Genomic DNA, 24,650 nt, shown 5'->3' with positions numbered 1-24,650 from the left:
ACTTAAGTTCACTTTGTCGCGGGTCCGTGATCTGCCAGTCTGCGCCACTCTGCCAGCGCGGGATTGTCCGGTTTGGCCAAACTTTCGATCGCTTGTATCTGCTGGACCACCTGAGGGACACGGGCTGCGGTGGTGATCATATCGCGCTGAAATGACTGGGTTTTCGCCTGATGCCGCGCGCCAAAGTAAAAGCTGACCACCACGCCCATCAGCCACCAGAGCGGCTCTGGAATCAGCGCGAGCCCGTGCATTCGCGCCGCGAACCAGACCGGATCGTGCATCGCCATCCCAAAGAGCCCCAGCACCGACAGCGCCAGCATCGGGCGCGGCAAGCGGTTCAGCCCATCCACAAACCCGTCAAACCAGCTCTGTCGCGGGCGGGCGTATTCGGCGGCCAGTTGATCCAGCGCGGCCGACTGCATTTGCACAGCCCGCTGCCCGGACGCCTCGGCGTTTTCACGCCAGACATGGGCGGTGTCGGCGATCACGTTGCGCCCCCCGAACAGAAGGTCCATCGCGTTCCACATCATCCCCATGAGGCCACCCGCGCGGTGTGGTCTGCGTCCGTCAGGTGATAGCGGGGCGAGATGAATTCTTCGGCCCGGGCGATCCAGCCGCCTTTGCCCCCGTCGCGGCGGCGGGCATATTTGCGGCTGGCGGGACGCTGGTCCGCGAGACGGTAATAGTAGTTGCGGCGTGCGATTCCGTAGGCATCGCGCAGGTGGCTGGAAGACACGGCCGCCGCCGCATGACAGGCCGCAACCGTGATCGGGCCGATCACGCCATCGTCCTTCAAACCGTGGCCCATCTGGGTCAGCAGACGCTGCAGGACCTTGATCGCGTTGGCACCTGCGTTGACATACATGTCGAACACGGTGTCATGCAGCACGTCCGGCAACTGGTCGATGCGCGGTTTCAGATAGTAATGATCAAGGAAAATCTGCACGGCCTGTTCTCGGGTCAACGCTCGCACATCTGCGGCGTTCACGCGCCCATCGCCGGTCAGGTCGAGCCCCAAACGCTGCACCGTCCCGATAGTCACACCGTGATTGGTTGCGCCGCCCGAATCGTCGGGATCGTCCACATAGCCGCCTTCGCGCGCGACGATGTCCCAAGCCATTTTGGTAATTTTGTCCATTCGAACCCCCGAATGCTGTTTCGAGGGCCAAGGATTATGAACAGCCGTTAACTGCTGGTATCTTCACCGTCCGGCTCACGATAAACGCCCTGCTCTTTCAAGGCATCCGTAACCTCTTTGGGCATGTAGCTTTCGTCATGCTTGGCGAGGATTTCAGAAGCCTCGAACACGCCGTTGATGTAACGGCCTGTGCCCACCATGCCTTGGTTCTCGCCGAACAGATCGGGCAGAACGCCGGTATAGACCACAGGGACAGTCGCACCACCGTCGGTCACCGAGAAGCTGATCGTCTCGCCCTCGCCGCGCTTCAGGCTACCCTCTTCGACCAAACCGCCAATGCGGAAGGTTTCATTGGGCGCAGGCGGCTCTGCCACGATCTGGCTGGGGGCGCGGAAGAAGTTGATGCCGTCGCGCATCGCATAGCCGATCAGGCCGGTGGACACGACGAGTGCGACGACCGCAACTGCGATCACCTGAATGCGGCGTGTCTTTTTCAGCGACTTCATTCGAACCTCCTCCGAATATTCGTGTTCCGCAATATATGCGGATGCGCCGCAAGGTCCAAGCCCCTGCGGCGCGATGTCATTAGGGGAAGCACGGGGCCAACATCAGGCCGGTCGTTTCCTCGATCCCGAGCATCAGGTTGGCGTTCTGCAACGCCTGCCCGCTGGAGCCTTTTGTCAGGTTGTCCAGCGCGGCGACCACGATGGCACGGCCCTCGATACGATCGGCAACCACGCCGATGTGGCAGAAGTTCGAGCCGCGGATGTGGCGGGTCGAGGGCAGTTCCTTGAAGGGCAAAACCTCGATAAAGGGCTCGTCCTTGTAGGCGGCTGCCAGAGTCTCGTGGATCTTGGCTGCATCACCGTGGACATAGCTGGTCGCCAGAATGCCGCGGTTGGCGGGGATCAAGTGGGGCGTGAACTGAATTTTGACCGGACGGCCCGCGATGGCCGAAAATTCCTGATCAAACTCGCCCAAGTGACGGTGGGTACCGCCAGCGGAATAGGCGTGATAGCCCTCGGACAGTTCGGCGTGCAGCAGGTTCTCTTTGAGCGAACGACCCGCGCCGGACACTGCGCATTTCAGGTCCAGAATGATGTTGTCCAGATCAATGACGCCAGCCGCAATCAGCGGGCGCAGGACGAACTGGCCGGTGGCCGCGTTACAGCCAGTGCCGGCCACCAGACGGGCGTTCTTGATGTCGTCGCGGTAGAATTCGGTCAGGCCGTACACAGCCTCTTTCTGCATCTCGACCGCAGCGTGGGGGTTGCCGTACCACTTCTCGTATTCCGCGGGGTCGCGCAGACGGAAGTCCGCAGACAGATCCACGATCTTCAGTGTTTTGGGCAGCTGGCTGATGACCTCTTGGCTGGTCTTGTGCGGCAGGGCGCAGAAGCACAGGTCGATCTGGCTGAAATCGATCTCGTCCATGGTGACGAGCGGCGGCAGATCCAAATGACGCAAATGCGGGAAGACCTGCGCGATGGTTTGACCGGCCTTGGAGTTTGCCCCCAGAGCTGCAATTTCGATCTCGGGGTGGGTGGCGATCAAGCGGATCAGCTCTGCCCCGGTGTAACCCGAGGCGCCAATGATGGCGACTTTGTAGGACATGGGTTTATCCCTTTTATCAAACGGTTATCAGGCGGCGCGGAACTTGATCTCGCGTCGCAGGAATTGGGTGGCGCGGGCCGAAACTTTGGCCGGATTGCCCGAGGTCAAGAACATGCTCTCTGTTCCCTTGCCCAGCATTTCAGGGCGGCGCTCCAGATAATCAGCGAGGCTTTCGGCCACGAGGTTGGCTTGGCTGTACACTTCAACATCCGCGCCCAAAGCGTCCTGAAAGGTCGCCTCCATCAGCGGATAATGGGTACAGCCAAGAATGGCGGCTTCGGGCTTGGGCATCTTGCGCTTCAGCGCGTCCACGTGGCTGCGCACCAACGCTTCGGCAAGGATCATGTCGCCCTCTTCGATGGCATCGACCACACCGCCGCAGGCTTGGGCTTCGACATCCACGCCGATTGCGCGGAATGCCAATTCGCGCTGGAACGCGCGGCTGGAGACGGTCGCAGGGGTCGCGAACAGAGCCACGTGCTGGACCTTGACCTGACGCGGCGGGCTGTTGTCGCCCCACTGGCGTTCGGTCAGCGCCTCGATCAGCGGGACAAACACACCAAGGCAGCGTTTGTCGGTGGGCAGAAAGCTTTCCTGCATCCGGCGCAGGGCGGCCGCGCTCGCGGTGTTACAGGCGATAATGACCAGATCGACGCCTTCGTCCCACATACGGGTGACGGCCTTGGTCGTCAGATCATAAATGTCGTCTGCATCGCGCACGCCATACGGCGCGTGTGCGTTATCCCCGAAATAGACCAGCGGTACGTCGGGCAAACGGCGGCTGACGGCATCCAGCACGGTCAGTCCTCCGAGACCCGAGTCGAAAATCCCTACTGCCATCTGCCCTAGCCTTTGTGTTTTTCTTCAAACTCGAAGCCATAATCATACGATGCGTATGGCTTTGGCGAGAGGGCATAGGTGCTTTTTCGCAGGAAATCCATCATCTCTCGCGTGTCCTTCGACCTCTTGGCAATCTCGGTAGGGTCGATGGGCTGGCCGATGACAACGCGGACAGGGGTGCCGACGCGCGCGCGGAACTCCTTGATCAAGAGGCCCATGCGCAGGGTGTAGTGCAGATGGCTGGCCAGTTGGAACATGCGGCTGTTGTGACCATCAAAGTAGATCGGGACCACGGTCGCATTGGATTTCGCCACCATTTTTGCGGTGAAACTGCGCCATCCCGGGTCCATGGGCCGCGAGAACGGCTTGGCCGAGGTGGACACCGTGCCCCCCGGAAAAACGCCGATCGCCCCGCCTTCGTTCAGATAATTCAGCGCATTTTTGCGGGTTTCGAGGTTCAGTTTGACTGCCTCTTTCGTTTCGTCAAAGGCGATGGGCAGGATCACGCGGTTCAGATCCTCGGCCTTGCGAAACACCTGATGGGCCAGAATGCGAAAATCCCCGCGGGTTTTCGACAGGATGTGCCCCATCATCAGCCCATCGAGGATGCCGTAAGGGTGATTGGCGATCAGGATCAGCGGGCCATTTTTGGGGATATTGTCCAGCGATCCGCCCATCACGTCGAGCGACAGGCGGTAGCGCTCGACCATCACCTCCCAGAAGTCGCGACCTTGGGCGACTTCGTGTTCGTATCCCAAAGCCTTGCGGATTAGGCCGAGGCGGCCGGTCACGTTCTCCATCAGGCGAATCAAGGCTGCCCCGCTCCGCGATGTTGCGGAATGGGCATAGCTGATTTCGCGCGCGACCTCTTTGCCCCTCGTCATGGTGTTCCTCCCGACAGATGTCGTTTCTGAACACAAATGCGCGCAGTCTGTCATCCACTTTCCGCGCGCATTTTTGTCATTCCGCCGCTTGCGCCAATTCGGGTCCACCAGAGCGGAAAGCCGCCAAAAGCTCTTCGCGTTTTGCGCGTGCTTTGGTGGCGTTCTCTTCCTTGACCGGCCCGAAACCGCGGATGTCGAGCGGCAGTTTCGCCAGAGCAATCGCGATATCGCGGGTGGCAGGCGTGACCTGCGCCAACACCTCATCCATGTCGCGCTCATACTCGCGGATCAGGGCCCGCTCCATCTTGCGCTCTGCCGTGCGGCCAAAAGGATCAAACGGTGTGCCCCGCAGCGGACGTAGCTTCACCAAGAGCCGCAACAAGCGGTCCATGCCAGTGCCGAATTCCCGCTTCTTCGGACGGCCATTCGCCCCCTCTTTGGCCAAGATTGGGGGTGCGAGGTGATAGCTCATCTCGAAGTCACCATCGAACTCCTCTTCGGCCAGCTTGCGGGTTTGCAGCAGCAGGCGGGCCACTTCGTACTCGTCCTTGTAGGTCAAGAGCTTGTGGTAGCCTTCGGCGACGGCAAGCTTCAGTTCGGGGTCGTTAATCCCGTCGAGCAGCTTGGTATAGCGGCGCGCCAGACGCGCACCGCCGTAGGTGTGCAGATGGTCGGTCCGGTATGCGATCTTGTCATCTGGCGACTGCGGCAAGTTCACTTCCACGGGCGCACTCAGGGCAAAGGCTTCTTCGGGGTAGAGCGCCGTCCACCGCCCAATCTCGAAGGCCCGCAGGTTGTTGTCTATAGCGGCGCCGTTGAGTTTGATCGCATCGACGAGAGCGTCTTGAGCAATGGGGATCAGCCCGCGCTGCCACGCCGCGCCGAGCAGGATCATGTTCGAAAAGATGCTGTCCCCAAGGGTGTTCTTGGCCAAAGTGCTGGCGTCGAGCATCTGCACGCGCTCTTTCAGACGCGCCTCTAGCGCCAATGACAGACGGTCGGACGGCAGCTTGAACGATGGATCACGGGTAAAGTCGCCAGTGACCGTGTCGTGACTGTTCACCACCGCTCCGGTTCGGTCCTCGCTAGTGAGGCCGAGCGTTTTCGCCCCCGCGCTCACCACCAGATCCCCGCCGATCAAGGCATCACATTCGCCCGTTGCCACGCGGATCGCGCTGATGTCGTCGGGCTGATTGGCCAGTCGGCAATGGATGTGCACCGCGCCGCCCTTTTGAGCGAGGCCAGCCATTTCCATCATCCCTGCGCCAAGGCCCGCGATCTGCGCGGCCTGCGCCAGCACCGCGCCGATGGTCACAACGCCCGTTCCGCCAACGCCCGTGACAACCACGTTCCACGTCCCGTTGATCGTCGGCAACTCGGGCAAAGGCATATCCGGCAGGTCCAGCGCTGTGGTCGCCTGTTTGCGCAGCCTGGCCCCTTTGAGCGTGACAAAGGATGGGCAGAAGCCATCAAGGCAGCTGAAATCCTTGTTACAGGCAGACTGATCGATGGCACGCTTGCGACCCAGTTCGGTTTCGACCGGAGTGATCGCCACACAGTTCGACTGCACCCCGCAATCCCCGCAGCCCTCGCAGATATCAGTATTGATGAACACCCGCTGATCCGGATCAGGGAACGACCCGCGCTTGCGACGGCGGCGTTTCTCGGCGGCGCAGGTCTGGATGTAGATGATGGCAGAGACGCCCTCGATCTGCGCGCAGTCCTCTTGAACGCGGGGCATCTCGCTGCGTTCGTGCATTTTCAGGCCCCTGGGAAAAGCATCCAGATCGACCTCTTCTTTGGGGTCATAGACCACCGCGATGTGGCCGACCCCCATGGCCTGCAATTCGCAGGCAATGCGCTGAGGGGACAGGCCCCCTTCGTTCGGCTGACCGCCGGTCATCGCCACCGCGTCATTATAAAGGATCTTGTAGGTGATGTTCGTCCCCGCCGCCAAAGCGGCCCGGATCGCCTGAACGCCCGAGTGGTTATACGTCCCGTCCCCGAGGTTCTGGAACACGTGCTTGCGGTTACTGAACGGTGCCTCGCCGATCCAGTTCGCTCCTTCGGCCCCCATATGGGTAAAGCCGGTGGTGTTCCGGTCCATCCATTGCACCATGTAGTGACAGCCGATCCCCGCATAGGCGCGGTGGCCGTCGGGCACTTTGGTGGATGTGTTGTGCGGACAGCCCGCGCAGTAATAGGGCAAACGCGCAGCGATATCTTCGGCGTTGTCGGCGCGGCGGGCGTTGGCGAGCGTTTCGAGTCCCGCGCGGACTCCATCCGTGCCGCGCCCCTCTTCGATCAGAATACCCCCGATCTTTTCGGCGATCATGACGGGGTCCAGCGCCATTCGGGTCGGGAACAACTCCTCGCCGTGGTCGGCCCCTGCCCCACCGCCTTTGTGCCAGCCATAGACGCGGCGGCCGCGGCGGTCGTCAAAGATGCTTTCTTTGACCTGCACTTCGATCAACTTGCGCTTCTCCTCGACCACGATGATCAGGTCGAGCCCCTCGGCCCAGTCGTGGAACCCGTGCATGTCCAGCGGCCACGTCTGCCCGACCTTGTATGTCGTCAGTCCCAGACGTTCAGCCTCAGCCGCGTCGATGTTCAGCAGGTTGAAGGCATGCACCAGATCGAGCCAGTTTTTTCCCGCAGCGACAAAGCCAATCTTGGCGCCTGCCTTGCCCCAGACCCGCTTGTCCATGTTGTTGGCGCGAGAAAAGGCTTCAGCGGCGAAGCGCTTGTAGTCGATCATCCGCGCCTCCTGGGCGTGGGGCGTATCGCCGAGGCGGATGTTCAGACCGCCCCTTGGCATCGTGAAGTCAGTCGGCTGGACCAGCTGAACACGGTGCGGATCACCATCCACAACGCCCGTTGCCTCGACCGTATCCTTCATCGTCTTGAGGCCAACCCAAACACCGGCGTACCGCGACAGCGCAAAGCCATAGAGACCGTAGTCCAGAATTTCCTGAACACCCGCCGGGTTCACCACAGGCATGTAGGCATCCACCATGGCCCAGTCGGACTGGTGCAAGACGGTGCTGGATTCGCCCGTGTGGTCATCCCCCATCGCCATCAGAACACCGCCATGACGAGACGAGCCCGCCATATTCGCGTGGCGCATCACGTCGCCGGACCGGTCGACGCCCGGCCCCTTGCCGTACCAAAGGCCAAAGACGCCGTCGAATTTGCCCTCGCCGCGCAGTTCGGCCTGTTGGCTACCCCAGAGCGCGGTGGCGGCCAAATCCTCGTTCAAACCGGGCTGAAATGTAACGTCATGTTCACTTAGAACCCGGCCTGCGCGGGTCATCTGCATATCGACCGCGCCCAAGGGCGAGCCGCGATATCCCGTCACCAGACCTGCTGTGTTCAGCCCGGCCACACGGTCGCGTTCACGTTGTGCCAACATAAGTCGCACCAGTGCCTGCGTTCCGTTCAATAGAATCGGGGATTTCGTCAGATCAAAACGATCTTCCAAAGTAACTGTGTGCTTGCTCATCTCGCGCCTCCCCTCGCTCAATGTGCGTGCTATAGTATAGCACAAGGTTAGGTCACAAATACTGACCCACAAAGGCGAAAGTTCGGGTTTTTGCACAATTCCTCGTGTATAATCCGTTCAAATGAATGACATTTCGTCTAAGGTACGAAGAGCGGGCAGAAAGTTACAAAGATGGACTGGGACAAATTACGGATATTTCACGCGGTCGCGGATGCAGGCAGCCTCACACACGCCGGTGACGTGCTGCATCTGTCTCAATCTGCGGTCAGCAGGCAAATTCGGGCCCTCGAAGAGAGCCTGAACACCACGCTGTTCCACCGTCACGCACGGGGACTGATTCTCACCGAACAGGGCGAATTGCTGTTTGACGCCACCTCGGCGATGTCGCGACGCCTTGATGCGGCGTCTGCGCGGATCAAGGACAGCGAAGAAGAAGTGTTCGGCGAATTGCGCGTCACCACGACCACGGGCTTTGGCTCCATGTGGCTCGCGCCGCGTCTGACCAAGCTCTATGAACAGTATCCGAATCTCAAGATTGACCTGATGCTCGAAGAGCGCGTGCTGGACCTGCCCATGCGCGAGGCCGACGTTGCCATCCGCATGAAAGAGCCCAGCCAAGCCGATCTGGTTCGCAAGCGTCTGTTTAACGTCCGCATGCGGATGTACGCTTCGCAGAACTACATCAAAATGCACGGCGCGCCCGAAAAACTAGAGGAATTGGCCAACCACCGCCTGATCTGCCAGAGCCCTAGCACCCCTCAGGTCGGGGCCGGTGCGCAGCTGGTGGCGTCCATCCTTGCCAACGATATTTCATCGACTTTGACCGTAAACAGCTATTTCGGCGTCCTTCAGGGGGCCATTCACGATCTCGGGATCGGGGTTCTGCCTCAATATTTGGCAGTTGACTTCCCAGACCTTGTCAGAGTGCTGCCAGAAATTGAAAGCGCCGAAGTTCCGGTCTACCTTGCTTACCCAGAGGAGTTGCGACAGTCCCAGCGGATCGCCGCGTTCCGAGAGTTTGTACAGTCCGAGATCGCCGAATCCCGGCGGGCTTATCCGGACGAACCGCCGCTGTAAGATGCGACGTCTGCCTAGCTATGCCTTATATGCATAGCAGGAATGTCGCTCCTGCGGCAATTCGAGTCTTGATCGAGTCACCAGTGATCCCTATTTCGACCGTCGAAGCTGGTCGCGCACTTTGGCGCTTCCGCTTCATACCTCCCTGTTGGACTTCGGCCGAGCTTAGTGCTCGGCCTTTTTTTTGCGGCGCCACCAGAGGCCCGCAAACCGTCAGGCGCGATTTCGACCCCTACCCCCTTTCCCATTCGCAGACTCTGTCATAAAAGCGCGGCAATCCGTCTTAAGGGGACTTATTCCATGCAAGAGCCGGCGATCACGCCCGACCTCATCGAGGCCCACGGTATCAAGCCCGATGAATATGCCGAAATCCTTCGCATCCTGAACCGCGAGCCCACCTTTACCGAGCTGGGGATTTTCTCGGCGATGTGGAACGAGCACTGCTCGTACAAAAGCTCCAAGAAATGGCTGCGCACCCTGCCCACCGAGGGCCCTCAGGTCATCTGCGGCCCCGGCGAGAACGCAGGCGTTGTCGACATCGGCGATGGTCAGGCGGTCATCTTCAAGATGGAAAGCCACAACCACCCCTCGTACATCGAACCCTATCAGGGCGCGGCGACTGGCGTGGGCGGCATTCTGCGTGACGTCTTTACCATGGGCGCCCGTCCTATCGCGGCGATGAACTCTCTGTCCTTTGGCGAACCCGATCACCCCAAGACCAAGCGTCTGGTGCACGGCGTTGTCGAAGGCATCGGCGGCTATGGCAACTGCTTTGGCGTTCCCACTGTGGGCGGCGAGATGCGGTTCCACAGCGCATATAATGGCAACTGTCTGGTCAACGCCTTTGCGGCGGGCCTCGCAGATGCGGACAAGATTTTCTACTCGGCAGCGTCCGGCGTGGGCATGCCCGTGGTTTACCTTGGTGCAAAGACTGGCCGTGATGGCGTCGGTGGCGCGACCATGGCGTCGGCAGAATTCGACGAGACCATCGAAGAGAAGCGTCCCACCGTTCAGGTTGGCGACCCCTTCACTGAAAAGCGCCTGATGGAAGCCACGCTGGAACTGATGCAGACCGGCGCGGTGATTTCGATTCAGGACATGGGCGCTGCGGGTCTGACCTGCTCGGCTGTGGAAATGGGCGACAAAGGCGAATTGGGCGTGCGCCTGAACCTTAACGCGGTACCTTGCCGCGAAGAGAACATGACCGCCTACGAAATGATGCTGTCGGAATCGCAGGAACGCATGCTGATGGTTCTGCGCCCCGAAAAGGAAGCCGAAGCCAAGGCTGTCTTCGACAAGTGGGACCTTGACTTCGCGATCGTGGGCGAGACCATCCCCGAAGACAAGTTCATCATCGAACACAACGGCAAGGTCATGGCCGACCTGCCCCTGCGCGCGCTGTCGGGCAACGCGCCCGAATACGACCGTCCCCACGTACCCACCCCCGTCGCAGAAGAGCTGGCGCCGGTGCCCGAGGTGGATGCAATCGACGCGCTCAAAGCGATCATTGGCAGTATGAACTACTGTTCGCGCCAGTGGGTGTATCAGCAGTATGACACGCAGGTCATGGGCGACACGCTCCGCACCCCCGGTGCTGGCGCAGGTCTGGTCCGTGTGCACGGCACCAACAAAGTGCTGGCGTTCAGCAGCGACGTGACCCCGCGCTACGTCAAAGCGAACCCCGTGCAAGGTGGCCGTCAGGCTGTCGCAGAGACCTACCGTAACCTGACCGCAGTCGGCGCGAAGCCGCTGGCGACCACCGACAACCTGAACTTCGGCAACCCCGAAAAGCCCGAGATCATGGGTCAGTTTGTCGGCGCTATTCAGGGTATTGGCGAAGCATGTCTGGCGCTGGACACCCCGATCGTGTCGGGCAACGTCTCGCTTTATAACGAGACTGATGGCGAGCCGATCCTGCCCACCCCGACCATCTGTGCGGTTGGCCTGATTGATCACGTGGACGACATCATCGGCGGCGATGTACGCGAAGGCCACGTAGCCCTGCTGGTTGGCGACACTGTTGGTCATCTGGGCCAGTCCGCCCTTCTGGCCGAAGTCTTCAACCGCGAAGACGGCGATGCGCCCCACGTGGATTTGGACGCCGAACGCAAGAACGGCGAGTTCATTCGTGACAACCGCCAGTTCATCCGCGCCTGTACCGACCTGTCGGACGGCGGGCTGGCTGTTGCTGCATTCGAAATGGCCGAAGCGCACGGGGTTGGCATCCAACTGGACGCAGCAGACACCGCGACCCTCTTTGGCGAGGATCAGGCCCGCTATCTGGTCGCCTGCAACTTCGACTATGCCGAAGCGCTGATGTCCGCGGCCGCTCAGGCGGGTGTGACCATCCAGTCGGTCGGCAAATTCTCGGGCGACACCGTGACCATCGGTGGCGCCTCCGCACCGCTGTCCGAACTGTCGGACCTGTACCGCGGTGCATTGGCCGAACGTCTCGGCTAATCGTAAACACACATCCTAAATCGGTGTAATCGCACAGTGTGCCCCTTGCAGAGGGGGCACACGACGCCTACCCTTGTAACGCTACAAGACGGAGGCCACTTGCACATGCCAATGCGTGCAGACGAAATCGAAAACCTGCTGCGTGAAACGTTCCCCGAGGCACGGATTCAGATCACCGACACCGCTGGCGACGGCAACCACTTTGCCGCCGAGGTCGTGGATGAAAGCTTCCGCGGCAAGAACCGCGTGCAGCAGCAGCGCGCGGTCTACGCGGCCCTTAAAGGGAAGATGGACGGCTCGCAGGGCGAATTACACGCTCTGGCGCTGACCACACGGGCCCCTGAATGAATGACGCCGTCTTCTGGGGACTGATTGCATTGGCTTTGGGCCTTTTTATCGCTGGAAAGGTTCTGGCCCCGCGCAAACACATTCCACTATCCAGAAGACAGCCGAAATCCAGACCGCAAGACAAGCCCGAGTTGGGTTTGGAAGCAGTCGATCACGAGGCCTTGGCGCGGTCGCACAGGCAGAACGCCTCGCTTGAACGCGGGGTCAGCTGGTTGGGCGGCAATTACAGTCAGGCCGACATTCATATCCCGCCAGAGGCGGATGATGCAGACTACGCCCGGCGGTACCATCGGGCTCACAATCGCAGAACCTCAAGGAGGGTCAAATGAGCGAAGCACAAACCCAAATCAAAGAAACCGTCACCAACAATGACGTGGTTCTTTTCATGAAGGGCACCAAGGACATGCCCCAGTGCGGCTTTTCCAGCCGTGTCGCAGGTGTTCTGAACTTTATAGGTGTCGACTATACCGACGTAAACGTTCTGGCCGACGAAGGCATTCGTCAAGGCATCAAGGACTACTCGGATTGGCCGACCATCCCCCAGCTGTATGTGAAAGGCGAGTTCGTCGGCGGCTGCGACATCATTACCGAGATGACCCTGTCGGGCGAGCTGGACACTCTGTTCGAAGAGAACGGCATCACCTACGACAAGACCTCGGCCGAAAAGATCCGCGAAGCCAACGCCTAATCGCATCCGGCATCGTAATGCAAAAAGACCCGCCTCGTTTGGCGGGTCTTTTCTGTTTCCAAGGTGGAGCGACCGCTTAGGCCGTCGCCTTTTCTTCGACCTCTTCGGCCAATTTCTCGGCGCGGTCCGCCAGCGCGGCCAAAGTGCTTTCCAGTCCTTCGGGCAGAGTCGGCACGGGCACTTCGACCGTCACAGTTTGCGGCTCGCGCGCTTTGAGCGCAGCGTTCTCGGCCTCAAGCTCTGCGATGCGGGCATTCAGGGCGGCAGTGTTGTCCCCTGCCCCTGCGGTTTTGTCCGCGAGCATCAGACCAGCCATCAAAAGCATACGCGATTCCGGCATCCGCCCGATCTGCTCAACGAGCACCGAGGCTTCTTCGTCCAAAACAGCCGCTGCGGCTTGCAAATAGCTTTCTTCGCCGGGCTGGCAGGCCACATCGAAAAAGCGTCCGCCGATCGATACCTGAACATGGGGCATTAGGTGCTCTCCTCTTCGGACGCGACGCGGTTGGCCCCTTCGACAAGTGCCAGCAGCGCTTTCATTTCGGTGGCTTCGGCAGCGCGTTCAGCGCGCAATGCTGCCAGTTCGGCAACGACGCCCTGATCCATCTGTTCGATGGTGACGCCGCTTTCTGCACCACGCATCGCCTCGTTCGCGGCCATCAGTTCGGCGTTTGCTTCTTTCAGCTTGGCGATCTGTTCCTCCAGCTCGGCCACGAGGGTCGAGCTGATCTCGGGCTCGGCCTTGGCCAGCTTGTCCTGAACGCCGTCCAGTTTATCCTGCAGCGCTTCGCTATGGGCCAGCGCCGCCTGCAACTCCATCCGTAGAACATCGGCATCTGCCTTGGCGAGCGCACCTTCGGGCAGCGCATCAGCCGTGGGCGCAGCATCCAACATCTGTACGCCTTGTCCGATCCGATCGAACGCCGCCGTGATGCGACGTTGGAGTTCGTCAATCTCAGTCATTCCTGCTTGCCTTTCTTCGAGACAACACTGCTCTTGGGTCCCGCCGAATCGCGAAACCGTCGCTACAGGGTACTTTATCCCCATCCCTACCAAAATGCTGCCCTTTGGGCGTTTTTAGGCCGATTGTACGCGTTTACGGCGGTTGCACTATCTTGGGACCCTGATATTCAGCGCTCACATACGCTTCTGACAGAGGAATTGCCCGTGGATATCGAAGCCCTCCGCACAGCCAACCCTGAACACTGGATGAAGGCCGCCGCCATCCGCACCCTGACGCTGGATGCCGTTGCCGCCGCAAACTCGGGTCACTCGGGTATGCCAATGGGTATGGCAGACGTTGCGACCGTGCTGTTCGAAAAGCACCTGAAATTTGACGCGAAAAACCCCGACTGGTTTGACCGCGACCGCTTCATCCTATCGGCGGGCCACGGCTCGATGCTGATGTACAGCCTTTTGTACCTCACCGGTTACGAGGACATGACCCTCGAGCAGGTCAAGAACTTCCGCCAATGGGGCGCGATCACCGCAGGTCACCCCGAATACGGTCACGCCAAAGGCATCGAGACCACCACCGGCCCGCTGGGTCAGGGCATTTCGAACGCGGTAGGTTTCGCAATGGCCGAAGCTTCGCTGCGCGGCCGCTATGGCAAGAAGATCGTTGATCACTACACTTACGTGATCGCGGGCGACGGCTGCCTGATGGAAGGCGTCAGCCAAGAAGCCATCGCACTGGCCGGCCGTCAGGAACTGTCCAAACTGATCGTCTTCTGGGACAACAACAACATCACCATCGACGGCACCGTTGATATCGCCGACCGCACCAATCAGGTGCAGCGCTTCAAGGCGTCGGGCTGGCACGTAATCGAAATCGACGGCCACAACCCCGCCGAAATCGACGAAGCGATCGCCAAGGCGAAAGTGACCAAGAAGCCCTCGATGATCGCGTGCAAAACGCACATCGCTTTGGGCCACGCGGCGCAAGACACCAGCAAGGGCCACGGCGCTCTGACAAATGGTGACCAGCTGGCAGCGGCCAAAGCAGTATATGGCTGGAACCATGGTCCCTTCGAGATCCCTGCGGACGTAAAAGCCCAGTGGGAAGCCATCGGCACCCGTGGCGCAGCCGAGCGCGAAGCATGGGAAGGTCGCTTTGCCGAGGTTTCGGCCAGCCGTCAGGCGGAATTCACCCGCATCATGACTGGCGAAGCCCCCAAGAAGCTATCGGCCACCGTCAAAGCGCTGAAGAAGCAGCTGTCGGAAGAGGCGCCCAAGGTCGCGACCCGCAAGGCGTCGGAGATGGCTCTGGAAGTGATCAACCCGATCGCACCCGAAACCATTGGTGGTTCTGCTGACCTGACCGGCTCGAACAACACCAAGACCGGCGATCTGGGCATTCTGTCCCCCGAGGACCGCAAAGGCCGCTACGTTTACTACGGTATCCGTGAGCACGGCATGGCTGCTGCGATGAACGGCATGGCCCTGCACGGCGGCGTGCGTCCCTATGGCGGCACCTTCCTGTGCTTTGCAGACTATGCCCGTGGCTCCATGCGTCTGTCGGCGCTGATGGGCGTTCCGGTGACTTACGTCATGACCCACGACTCGATCGGTCTGGGTGAAGACGGCCCGACCCACCAGCCGGTCGAGCATCTGGCCTACTGCCGCGCAACCCCGAACACCTACCTGATCCGTCCTGCGGATGCGGTCGAGACTGCCGAAGCGTGGGAAATCGCGCTGACCTCCAAGTCGACCCCGACCGTGATGGCGCTGTCGCGTCAGAACCTGCCCACCGTCCGCACCGAGCACAAGCTCAAGAACCTGACCGCTCAGGGTGGTTACGTTCTGGCAGACGCCGAGGGCAAGCGTCAGGCGATCATCATGGCGACCGGTTCGGAAGTCGAAATCGCGATGGAAGCCAAGAAGCTGCTCGAAGCCGAAGGCATCGGCACCCGCGTTGTCTCCATGCCCTGCATGGAACTGTTCGATGCGCAGGATGAAGGCTACCGCAAGAAGGTCCTGCCCGCAGGTCCCGTCCGCGTTGCCGTCGAAGCCGCTGTCCGTCAGCCCTGGGACAAGTACCTGTTGGGTGAGCGCGGCCGCGAGGCCAAGGCGGCGTTCGTGGGCATGGAAGGCTTTGGTGCCTCGGCCCCTGCTGAGACCCTCTACGAGAAGTTCGGCATCACTGCTGCGAACGTCGCGCAGAAGGTCAAAGACCTGCTCTGATCTCTTGAGCGATCGGAAATTCGGAGAGGGCGTCCTGCGGGGCGCCCTTTTCTTTGGGCTCTCGGGTTGGGCCGTGCAGGTGCGCCGTGAGTATTTGTAGCAAAAAGAAGTCAGGGGATTCGCGAGGGCCGTCCGCCCCATGCTGCAATGCAGAACTGTTAGCGATTGACTGTTAGCGCAAACCTGCACTTTGAGCACAGTTTATCGCTAACATATTGATAGATTTAGCAGATTTTCTTTGCCCCCTGAGCGGGGTTGGGCCATATACCCGTTAACTCCCTCAGCTCGGTTTCAGGAGATACCCCCATGACCATCACCGTTGGCATCAATGGATTTGGCCGCATCGGTCGCTGCACTTTGGCGCACATCGCGGAAAGCGCACGCAATGACGTACAGGTTGTTAAGATCAACGCAACCGGCCCCATCGAGACCAACGCGCACCTGCTGAAGTATGACAGCGTGCACGGCCGTTTTGGCGGTGTGGTCAAAGTAGACGGCAGCACGCTAGATCTGGGCCGTGGCCCCATCGACGTGATGTCGACCTATGAGCCCAACGAACTGGACTGGGACGGCGTTGACGTTGTTCTGGAATGCACCGGCAAATTCAACGATGGCGGCAAGTCGGCCATCCACCTTGACCGTGGTGCCAAATCGGTGCTGATCTCCGCCCCCGCAACAAACGTGGACAAGACCATCGTGTATGGCGTGAACCACCGCAGCTTGGTTGAAGGCGACCGCATGATCTCGAACGGGTCGTGCACCACCAACTGCCTCGCGCCTCTGGCGAAAGTTCTGAACGACGCGATCGGCATCGAGCGTGGCATCATGACCACCATCCACAGCTACACTGGCGACCAGCCCACTTTGGACCGTCGTCACAAGGATCTGTACCGCGCCCGCGCAGCGGCCATGGCGATGATCCCGACCTCCACCGGTGCGGCGAAGGCCCTGAAAGAAGTTCTGCCCGAACTGGAAGGCAAGCTGGACGGCACCTCGATGCGCGTACCGACGCCGAACGTCAGCTGCGTGGACCTGACCTTTGAAGCTGGCAAGGACGTCACCGTTGCAGACGTCAACGAGATCGTTCGCGAAGCAGCCGCTGGCCACATGGGCCACGTTCTGGGCTACGATCCCGAGCCCAAGGTCTCCATCGACTTTAACCACACCTCTCAATCCTCGATCTTTGCCCCCGATCAAACCAAGGTTGTGGGTGGTCGCACCGTGCGCGTTCTGGCATGGTACGATAACGAATGGGGCTTCTCCTGCCGCATGGCCGACGTGGCCGCAGCAATGGGGCAGCTCCTTAACTAAGGAGCGGCCTCCGCGTGACGAACAAGCTGTCATTGATTCTAGGCGCCCTCATCGTGGGCGCCTTTTGCTATGATTGGATGGTCCAAGATGGCGAGAGCACCATCTTTCTGGCCAAAAAGGGAATTCTCCTGATCGAATACATCGAATTCTGGCGCTGATCCGGCGATATCGTCTGATCGGTTGACATCCTGTGCGATATCGCCATGTTAGCGATAACTTTGTTAGCGTTATCAGCGAACCATTTCGCGGGAGGAAACCATGACCGTAAAAGTTGCTATCAACGGCTTTGGCCGCATCGGCCGTAACGTACTGCGCGGCATCATCGAGTCGGGCCGTACCGATATCGAAGTCGTCGCCATCAACGATCTGGGCCCGGTTGAGACCAACGCACACCTGCTGAAGTATGACAGCGTCCACGGCCGCTTCCCCAGCGAAGTGACTGTTGGCGACGGTGTCATCGACGCAGGTCGTGGCCCGATCCGTGTGACAGCCATCCGTGACCCCAAAGACCTGCCTTGGGGTGACGTTGACGTGGCGCTGGAGTGCACCGGTATCTTCACCTCGAAAGAACAGGCGTCGCTGCACCTCGAGAACGGCTCCAAGCGCGTTCTGGTGTCTGCACCTGCGTCCGGCGCGGACAAGACCATTGTGTACGGTGTGAACCACGACAGCCTGACCGCAGAAGACCTGATCGTGTCGAACGCATCGTGCACCACCAACTGCCTGTCGCCCGTGGCAAAAGTGCTGAACGACAAAATCGGTATCGTCAAAGGCTTCATGACCACTATCCACAGCTACACCGGCGACCAGCCGACGCTGGATACCATGCACAAAGACCTGTACCGCGCCCGCGCGGCAGCTCTGTCCATGATCCCCACCTCGACCGGTGCGGCCAAAGCGGTTGGTCTGGTTCTGCCCGACCTGAACGGCAAGCTGGACGGCGTTGCGATCCGCGTCCCCACCCCGAACGTCTCGGTCGTTGACCTGACCTTCGAAGCAGCGCGCGAAACCACCGTCGAAGAAATCAACGCAGCCATCCACGAAGCCGCCGCAGGCGAGCTGAAGGGCATTTTGGGTGTCACTGACGAGAAGCTGGTCTCGGTCGACTTTAACCACGACTCGCACAGCTCGATCTTTGCCACCGACCAGACCAAGGTCATGGAAGGCACCATGGTTCGCATCCTGAGCTGGTACGACAACGAATGGGGCTTCTCGAACCGTATGGCGGACACCGCTGTTGCGATGGCGAAGTTCATCTGATCCAAGCTGGATTACGAATAACAAAACGGCCCGAGGTATCGCTTCGGGCCGTTTTGCATTTTGAAGCCGTAGGATTGGCGATTAGCGCAGCTTGCCCTTCAGCGCGTCGGCCACCGTGGGCGTCACAAACTTGGACACATCTCCGCCAAGGCGCGCGATCTCCTTGACCAGTTTCGATGCGATGGCCTGATGCTGCGCTTCGGCCATAAGGAAAACCGTCTCGACCGTGTCATCCAACTGCCGGTTCATCCCGACCATCTGATATTCGTACTCGAAGTCAGACACGGCGCGCAGACCGCGCACGATCAACTGGGCTCCAACGTCATGGGCGCAATCGATCAGCAGGTTTTCGAAAGGATGCGCAATGATCTCGACCCCAGTTTCTTGAGCGAGGATCGCACATTCGGACTGGATCATCTCGACCCGTTCATCCAGCGAAAACAGAGGGCCCTTGTCACGGTTGATTGCAACGCCAATCACCAGCCTATCAACCAGGGCTGTCGCACGACGAATGATGTCGATATGCCCCAAGGTGATCGGATCGAATGTTCCCGGATACAGTCCGATACGCATAAGGTGGCTCCTTCCCCCGTTTTTCTGCGACGCAACAATATTGCGGCGCAGAATGCAAGGGGAACGCGACTATTGGCCCATGATCATGCCTTCGAGGGCTTCTTTCTCCATGGCGACATGGCTCAGTTGCGCTTTGACAACATCGCCAAGGCTAATCACGCCGATGAGTTTACCATCCTCGAGCACGGGCATGTGGCGGAAGCGGCCGTCTGTCATTTTCTGCATCACCTCATCCGTCCGGTCGCCCTTGGCGCAGGTGACAAGGTTTGACGTCATCAACTCAGATACAGGCAGATCCAGGACCGAGGGGCCGGTCGAGGCCAGATGGCGCACAATATCACGCTCTGACAAGATGCCATCGGGGTGCTCGCCGTCCGACGAAACCATAACCGTCCCGATTTTCTGGTCGGCCTGAATCTTGGCGGCTTCCATGACAGTGATGGTGGGCTTGACGGTAAAAACGCCCTGCTGACTCTTACTACCCAGGATTTGTTGCACAAGCATGGTCTTACTCCCGAAATAAAATTTCTTATAGACAAGCGTCTGCGCAATTGTCTGCACTGTCAAGCGCTTGCTTCCAGTCTGGCAATCTCGGTCCGCACGCCTTCTGCCACCAGTTTGGCAAAGCTGTTCATTCGTTCAAGTCTACGATCGTCTGCATGCCGGATCAGATAAAAGCTTCGCTTTAGGCTAACGTCTTCGGTTAAAATGCGCCGGACGGTGTTGGTGGAGGGAATCGCAAAATCGTGCACGACACCGACGCCGCCGCCCATCCTGACCCAGTTGAACTGAACAGAGACGGAGTTTGATCCCAGACTCACCCGCTCCGCGCCCATTTCGGTCAGATAGTCCAATTCCTTGTCAAAGATCATGTCGGGGATGTAGCCCACCAGCCGATGCCCCTTCAGGTCCGAAAGGCTCTTGATTGGCGGATTCTGCGCAAGGTAATCCTCGGACGCGGCCAAGGACAGGTGGTAGTCACTGATCTTCTGCACCGTCAGCCGCCCCGTTGTCGGGCGACTCACCCCAATTGCCATGTCAGCCTCGCGCTTGGACAGGTTGAACACACGCGGCAACGCGACGATCTGCACTTCGAGATCAGGGTTCTCTTCGACGATCCGCGCACAGACCTGTGGCAACACGTAGTTCGCACAGCCATCCGGAGCGCCAATCCGGATTTGCCCCGACAGGCCGCCGGTCTGTGACCCCACAGTCTCTAGCGCTGCGTCCATGGCCTGCTCGACCCGCACCGCCTCTGTCATCAAGCGCTGCCCGCGCTCTGTCAGCGCATAGCCTTGGGGGGAGCGCGCAAAGAGAGGCGCTTCAAGCGCCTCTTCCAGACGTGTGATCCGCCGGCCAACAGTGGCAGGGTCCACCCGCAACATCTTGGAGGCGCCGGTCAGGCCCCCTGCCCGTGACACGGCCAAGAATATGCGGAGATCGTCCCAAAGCACTGACATCTTCGTACCTGCATTTTCGCAAAATGAATTTGGGAAACTTCCTCTGTTTGCGTCAGATTTGCAAGACTATGCTGCGCTCAACCACAATTCCGGGAGGACGCAATGCAAGAGCTTACCCACTATATCAACGGCGAGATGGTCAAAGGCACCTCAGGTCGTTTCACCGACGTCTACAACCCCGCCACAGGCGAAGTTCAGGCCAAAGTGCCGCTGGCCTCGATCGAAGAGCTGACCAAAGCCATCGAAGACGCGGCAGAAGCTCAGGTTGCGTGGGCCAACACCAACCCCCAGCGCCGCGCACGCGTGATGATGAAGTTCGGTGCCCTGATCAACGAGCACATGGAAGAACTGGCTGAGCTGGTTTCCAAAGAGCACGGTAAAACCATCCCCGACGCCAAGGGCGACGTTCAGCGCGGTCTGGAAGTTGTCGAAGTTTGCATGGGCGCCCCCAGCATGCTGAAGGGTGAATACATGGACAATGGCGGGCCCGGCATCGACCTATATGCTATGCGTCAGGCGCTGGGTGTCGTTGCAGGCATCACGCCCTTCAACTTCCCCGCAATGATCCCGCTGTGGAAAATGGCCCCTGCAATTGCATGCGGCAACGCCATGATCCTGAAGCCCTCCGAGCGCTGCCCCTCGACCTCGCTGCGTCTGGCTGAACTGCTGACCGAAGCAGGCCTGCCCAAGGGCGTTCTACAAGTCATCAACGGTGACAAAGAAGTCGTTGACGGCATCCTCGACAACGAGACCATCCAAGCGGTTGGCTTCGTAGGTTCGACCCCGATCGCGCAGTACATCTATGGCCGCGCGGCGACCAACGGCAAGCGCGCTCAGTGCTTCGGCGGTGCGAAGAACCACATGATCATCATGCCCGACGCGGATCTGGACAAAGCCGCTGACGCGCTGATCGGCGCTGGCTACGGCGCGGCTGGCGAACGCTGCATGGCGATCTCGGTTGCTGTTCCCGTGGGTCAAGAAACCGCGGACAAGCTGATCGAGAAGCTGGTTCCCCGTGTCGAGGCACTGAAGGTTGGCCCCTACACCGCTGGCGACGACGTTGATTACGGTCCGGTTATCACAGCAGCTTCGAAAGAGCGTATCAACAAGCTGATCACCTCGGGTGTTGAGCAAGGCGCGGATCTGGTCATCGACGGCCGCGACTTCAGCCTGCAAGGCTACGAGAACGGCTTCTTCTGTGGCCCGTCGCTGTTCGACAACGTGACCCCGGACATGGATATCTACAAGGAAGAGATCTTCGGCCCCGTGCTCTCGACCGTCCGCACCGAGACCTACGAAGAAGCGCTCGACCTGATCATGACCAACAACTACGGCAACGGCACTGCGATCTACACCGCGGACGGTGATACCGCTCGTGACTTCGCACACCGTGTCAACGTTGGCATGGTCGGCATCAACTTCCCGATCCCCGTTCCGCTGTCCTACTTCTCGTTCGGCGGTTGGAAGAAGTCGGCCTTCGGCGACCTGAACCAGTACGGCCCCGACGCGTTCAAGTTCTACACCAAGACCAAGACCGTCACCGCACGCTGGTTCTCGGGCATCAAAGACGGTGCCGCGCTGAACTTCAAAGCGATGGACTAAGGCTCAGCCTAGCAAAATAGAAAACCCCGCCAGAGCAATCTGGCGGGGTTTTTCATTGGCAGTTCCGACGTCTAAGTCAGAGCTTTAGGTTTTCCAGCTTCACCGGCGTGTTGGCTTCGACGGCTTCGACCACTGTCGCGCCGACCACCTGATCCAGATGCTTGGGGGCAGCGCCATAGCCGGGACGTACGCTGCGGACATCATCAACTGTGATCGTGCCGCCCGCTGGGATATCTTTGACAAAGTAGAGAGACCGGCGAAACTTCACATTTCCGAGCTCGCTCGACTTACGTCCGTAGTCCACACGGCCAAGCGCTTCCCAAGCTGTTTTTGAACCGGTGCAAAGCGCCTCTAACTCATGTGGTTCAAGAGAGAAGCTGTCGTCTGGACCGCCGCCATTGCGATCCAGCGTCACATGCTTTTCGACCACACACGCCCCCAGAGCCACTGCAGTCAGCGCCGTCGTGTTGTCGAGTGTATGATCGGACAAACCCGTGAGCGTCCCATAGCGGGCGGCCATGTCCGGCAAAGTACGCAGGTTGTAGTCCGACGCAGGCGCCGGATAACCCGAGACGCAATGCAAAACGACAAGCTCGTTGCACCCTGCCCCGCGTGCGGCATCTACGGCTTCGGCAATCTCTTCTGCGTCGGCCATGCCCGTGGACATGATCATCGGTTTGCCGGTCTGCGCGACGTAGCGGATCAGCGGCAAATCGACCAATTCGAAGCTCGCAATTTTATAGGCGGGCGCGTTTAGATCCTCGAGCAGATCAACCGCTGTGCTGTCGAATGGCGAGCTGAACATCGTGATCCCCTCGGCCCGGGCATGATCGAACAGCGCCTTGTGCCAGTCCCACGGCGTATGCGCCCATTCGTACAGATCATACAAGGAATGCCCCGCCCAGAGGCCATCAGTGATCTGAAAATCTGGGCGGTCGGACTTCAGCGTGATGGTGTCGGGACGGTAGGTCTGCAGCTTGATCGCATCCGCACCAGCGGCCTTGGCTTTGGTGATAATCTCCAAAGCTTTGGTCAGGTCACCATTATGGTTCGCTGACAGCTCAGCGATAATGTAGGGCGCATGGTCCGGACCAATCGCGCGGCCATCAATCTTGATCTCGTTCATGTCTTTACCTGTACGTTGCGCTCGAAAACACCAAAGCCATCATTTTCACCAACCGGCTTGTAGCCAGCTTTTTGAAAGGCCCGAAGAGAAGGCAAATTTTCCGGATGGATTTCTGCCTCCAGGCGGGTGATGCCCAACTCTGCCGCCATGTCCTCTATCAAAGACAGACCGATTTGACCAATGCCGCGACCACGGGCATCGTAGGCGAGGCACAGGCTGATCAAGGCTTCCTCGGGAGCGGTCAGGTCCAAGCGGACGTAGCCCAAGGGCAGTGCGCCCTCTTCGATCACCCAGAAGCGCCGAATCTGCGAACGGAGTGCCGCGTTATACCAGCCCCAGTGATCCGAATAGACTGGCTCTGTCTGGCTACGATAGTAACGGCTCGCGCCGCCTTCTCGTCGCCATTCCCAGACACGACGAGCGTCTGTGATCTGTGCGGGGCGCAAGCGCACGGGGGTCGGCACGAGTTCGCGTTGAAGCCGCGCAGTGCCATCACCGTCACAAATCGCAGCGGAAATCTCTGACATCTCTGCCAAACGAATAGGGTCCGACAGATCGTTCAGTGCCTGCAACAGCTGTTCTTCCCAGCCATCACTCGTTTCATCGCCAAGCAAGCGGGCAGCGCCTGTCTGATGCAGAGCGGTGGCTGCCGGGATCTGGTTCGCTGCAATCGTCAGCATCAGGGTCGGCAGGCCCAAAGCACATCGTTCCCACGTGGTCCCACCAACAGCGCCAATGGCAAGGTCCGCCTCAGCCATTCTATGGCCCATATCTGTTACATCAGTCGCTATCTTGCACCGGAACGGAAGCTCTGCAGACTTTGCTCGCAATGAGGGGAGATGCGGTGCCTTCCCACCCAAGACGACGGACACATCCAATGACGGAGCCTGCGGCCACAAAGCGAGTGCGTCCAGCAGGCGCCCGGTCGCATCATGCTGGTCTACACCGCCCATCGCGATCAGGATCCTCTGAAGGCGCCGATTAGAACGCGAAACCAGCGCCTCGGCCCGCTGCGACGCAAACTCGGCCCGTAGTTGGGCGTATTTTGGTCCAATCAAGAGATGCGCGGTATCTGGGACTAACCCGTCGTAATCCTGCGCCGAGGTCCCGAGGTTCTGATCCAGCAGCAAATCGCAGTCGTGTTTGCGGTCGGCCAAGTCATCCCAAACCATGATCTGCAACACGCGCGCCCGCAGAACACTCTGCCAGCGGTGGTCAAACGCATAGTGATCCATAATCAGCCAGTCTACTGTACGCCCCTGCAAGATAGCCGCACATTCGGCGGCATCGGTTTGCCATGGAACGCCCGCCCAATATGCGTGTGGCGGGTCCTTGGGGAGCTCGGCGGTACCATCAGGCGCGGGCAAGAGGTCACAGGCAAACCCCTCGGCCTTGATGCGGTGGGCGAGATGTCCATCAAGTGCACGGGTCAAAAAGGTGCATTCGGCCCCTGATGCACGCAGTGCCTTGGCCAGAGTCAGGCAGCGCACCACGTGACCTGTTCCGATCTGCAAAGACGCATCAGCGCGAAAAAAAATCTGAGGCTGTGCCATGAGGCCCCCGTGAAAAGATCAAACGTCCGTT

The 24,650-nt window shown here is 59.7% G+C and carries 23 protein-coding genes; 9 read left to right on the top strand and 14 right to left on the bottom strand.

The features are described from left to right. Positions 1-8 precede the first annotated feature (8 nt). The 7 genes from N4A58_RS08075 to N4A58_RS08045 all read right to left on the bottom strand — a co-directional run bounded on the left by N4A58_RS08075 (position 9) and on the right by N4A58_RS08045 (position 7,978). Complete coding sequence (locus tag N4A58_RS08075; protein WP_293708843.1) at positions 9-536, bottom strand: holin family protein; 528 nt, start codon at positions 534-536, stop codon at positions 9-11. Beyond that, positions 527-1,138 carry a holin-associated N-acetylmuramidase gene (locus tag N4A58_RS08070; RefSeq protein ID WP_293708841.1) on the bottom strand — a complete coding sequence of 204 codons (612 nt, stop codon included), beginning with the start codon at positions 1,136-1,138 and terminating at the stop codon, positions 527-529. Before N4A58_RS08070 ends, N4A58_RS08075 begins: the two co-directional genes overlap by 10 nt. 47 nt (positions 1,139-1,185) lie before the next feature. Continuing rightward, entirely contained in the window at positions 1,186-1,644 is a 459-nt protein-coding gene (gene ccmE, locus N4A58_RS08065) for a cytochrome c maturation protein CcmE (RefSeq protein ID WP_293708839.1), read from the bottom strand. 79 nt (positions 1,645-1,723) lie between these two features. Beyond that, positions 1,724-2,752: an N-acetyl-gamma-glutamyl-phosphate reductase gene (argC, locus tag N4A58_RS08060; RefSeq protein ID WP_293708837.1), complete on the bottom strand. Its 1,029-nt coding sequence runs from the start codon at positions 2,750-2,752 to the stop codon at positions 1,724-1,726. A gap of 27 nt (positions 2,753-2,779) precedes the next feature. After that, the gene (murI, locus tag N4A58_RS08055; protein WP_293708835.1) at positions 2,780-3,592 is read right to left on the bottom strand and encodes a glutamate racemase; all 813 of its coding nucleotides are present in this window, start codon (positions 3,590-3,592) and stop codon (positions 2,780-2,782) included. A gap of 5 nt (positions 3,593-3,597) precedes the next feature. Next, positions 3,598-4,476: a lysophospholipid acyltransferase family protein gene (locus tag N4A58_RS08050; protein WP_293708833.1), complete on the bottom strand. Its 879-nt coding sequence runs from the start codon at positions 4,474-4,476 to the stop codon at positions 3,598-3,600. Positions 4,477-4,552: 76 nt separating this feature from the next. Next, entirely contained in the window at positions 4,553-7,978 is a 3,426-nt protein-coding gene (locus N4A58_RS08045; protein ID WP_293708831.1) for an indolepyruvate ferredoxin oxidoreductase family protein, read from the bottom strand. Positions 7,979-8,149: 171 nt separating this feature from the next. Here N4A58_RS08045 and N4A58_RS08040 point away from each other — a divergent pair, with 171 nt between their 5' ends. From N4A58_RS08040 to grxD, 4 genes are all read left to right on the top strand, one after another. Further along, on the top strand, positions 8,150-9,055 hold the full coding sequence (locus N4A58_RS08040; RefSeq protein ID WP_072707061.1) for a LysR family transcriptional regulator: 906 nt from the start codon (positions 8,150-8,152) through the stop codon (positions 9,053-9,055). Between the two features lie 300 nt (positions 9,056-9,355). Next, the gene (gene purL / locus N4A58_RS08035; RefSeq protein ID WP_293708828.1) at positions 9,356-11,515 is read left to right on the top strand and encodes a phosphoribosylformylglycinamidine synthase subunit PurL; all 2,160 of its coding nucleotides are present in this window, start codon (positions 9,356-9,358) and stop codon (positions 11,513-11,515) included. A 105-nt stretch (positions 11,516-11,620) separates the two neighbouring features. Beyond that, positions 11,621-11,863, top strand: a complete 243-nt coding sequence (locus N4A58_RS08030) for a BolA family protein (protein WP_072707063.1) — start codon at positions 11,621-11,623, stop codon at positions 11,861-11,863. Between the two features lie 325 nt (positions 11,864-12,188). Beyond that, positions 12,189-12,551, top strand: coding sequence for a Grx4 family monothiol glutaredoxin (grxD, locus tag N4A58_RS08025; RefSeq protein ID WP_072707065.1), 363 nt, complete (start codon positions 12,189-12,191; stop codon positions 12,549-12,551). Positions 12,552-12,627: 76 nt separating this feature from the next. Here grxD and N4A58_RS08020 read toward each other — a convergent pair whose 3' ends face one another. Together N4A58_RS08020 and N4A58_RS08015 are read right to left on the bottom strand one after the other, a co-directional pair. Further along, positions 12,628-13,026, bottom strand: coding sequence for a cell division protein ZapA (locus N4A58_RS08020; RefSeq protein ID WP_072707066.1), 399 nt, complete (start codon positions 13,024-13,026; stop codon positions 12,628-12,630). Beyond that, positions 13,026-13,514, bottom strand: coding sequence for a hypothetical protein (locus N4A58_RS08015; RefSeq protein ID WP_293708824.1), 489 nt, complete (start codon positions 13,512-13,514; stop codon positions 13,026-13,028). The genes N4A58_RS08020 and N4A58_RS08015 overlap by 1 nt, the downstream gene beginning before the upstream one ends. Before the next feature lie 204 nt (positions 13,515-13,718). On the opposite strand from N4A58_RS08015, the gene tkt reads away from it, so the two are divergent. The 4 genes from tkt (at position 13,719) to gap (N4A58_RS07995) (ending at position 18,305) form a co-directional block, all read left to right on the top strand. Beyond that, positions 13,719-15,734, top strand: coding sequence for a transketolase (tkt, locus tag N4A58_RS08010; protein ID WP_293708822.1), 2,016 nt, complete (start codon positions 13,719-13,721; stop codon positions 15,732-15,734). Between the two features lie 306 nt (positions 15,735-16,040). Beyond that, a complete protein-coding gene (gap, locus tag N4A58_RS08005) occupies positions 16,041-17,045 on the top strand; it encodes a type I glyceraldehyde-3-phosphate dehydrogenase (protein ID WP_072707069.1) in 1,005 nt (334 codons plus the stop codon). Positions 17,046-17,059: 14 nt separating this feature from the next. Beyond that, entirely contained in the window at positions 17,060-17,203 is a 144-nt protein-coding gene (locus N4A58_RS08000; protein WP_293708819.1) for a hypothetical protein, read from the top strand. Between the two features lie 100 nt (positions 17,204-17,303). Next, positions 17,304-18,305, top strand: coding sequence for a type I glyceraldehyde-3-phosphate dehydrogenase (gene gap / locus N4A58_RS07995; protein ID WP_293708817.1), 1,002 nt, complete (start codon positions 17,304-17,306; stop codon positions 18,303-18,305). Positions 18,306-18,386: 81 nt separating this feature from the next. Here the strand turns inward: gap (N4A58_RS07995) and coaD are convergent, their stop codons facing one another. The 3 genes from coaD to N4A58_RS07980 form a co-directional block, all read right to left on the bottom strand. Next, positions 18,387-18,878 carry a pantetheine-phosphate adenylyltransferase gene (gene coaD / locus N4A58_RS07990; protein WP_072707071.1) on the bottom strand — a complete coding sequence of 164 codons (492 nt, stop codon included), beginning with the start codon at positions 18,876-18,878 and terminating at the stop codon, positions 18,387-18,389. A 69-nt stretch (positions 18,879-18,947) separates the two neighbouring features. Continuing rightward, on the bottom strand, positions 18,948-19,382 hold the full coding sequence (locus N4A58_RS07985) for a CBS domain-containing protein (RefSeq protein WP_072707270.1): 435 nt from the start codon (positions 19,380-19,382) through the stop codon (positions 18,948-18,950). A 59-nt stretch (positions 19,383-19,441) separates the two neighbouring features. Continuing rightward, positions 19,442-20,338: a LysR family transcriptional regulator gene (locus N4A58_RS07980; RefSeq protein ID WP_072707072.1), complete on the bottom strand. Its 897-nt coding sequence runs from the start codon at positions 20,336-20,338 to the stop codon at positions 19,442-19,444. A gap of 102 nt (positions 20,339-20,440) precedes the next feature. On the opposite strand from N4A58_RS07980, the gene N4A58_RS07975 reads away from it, so the two are divergent. Further along, positions 20,441-21,940 (top strand): CoA-acylating methylmalonate-semialdehyde dehydrogenase, encoded by a 1,500-nt coding sequence (locus N4A58_RS07975; RefSeq protein WP_293708812.1) that lies wholly within the window; start codon positions 20,441-20,443, stop codon positions 21,938-21,940. Between the two features lie 76 nt (positions 21,941-22,016). On the opposite strand, the gene pseI is transcribed toward N4A58_RS07975, so the two are convergent. Next, positions 22,017-23,066, bottom strand: a complete 1,050-nt coding sequence (gene pseI, locus N4A58_RS07970; protein WP_293708810.1) for a pseudaminic acid synthase — start codon at positions 23,064-23,066, stop codon at positions 22,017-22,019. After that, on the bottom strand, positions 23,063-24,619 hold the full coding sequence (gene pseG, locus N4A58_RS07965) for a UDP-2,4-diacetamido-2,4,6-trideoxy-beta-L-altropyranose hydrolase (RefSeq protein WP_293708808.1): 1,557 nt from the start codon (positions 24,617-24,619) through the stop codon (positions 23,063-23,065). Before pseG ends, pseI begins: the two co-directional genes overlap by 4 nt. Between the last annotated feature and the right edge of the window lie 31 nt (positions 24,620-24,650).

Source organism: Donghicola sp. (assembly GCF_025210255.1).
Lineage (GTDB): Bacteria > Pseudomonadota > Alphaproteobacteria > Rhodobacterales > Rhodobacteraceae > Donghicola > Donghicola eburneus.
The sequence above is the reverse complement of the archived record's forward strand: the minus strand, read 5'-3'. Positions and strand labels throughout refer to the sequence as shown.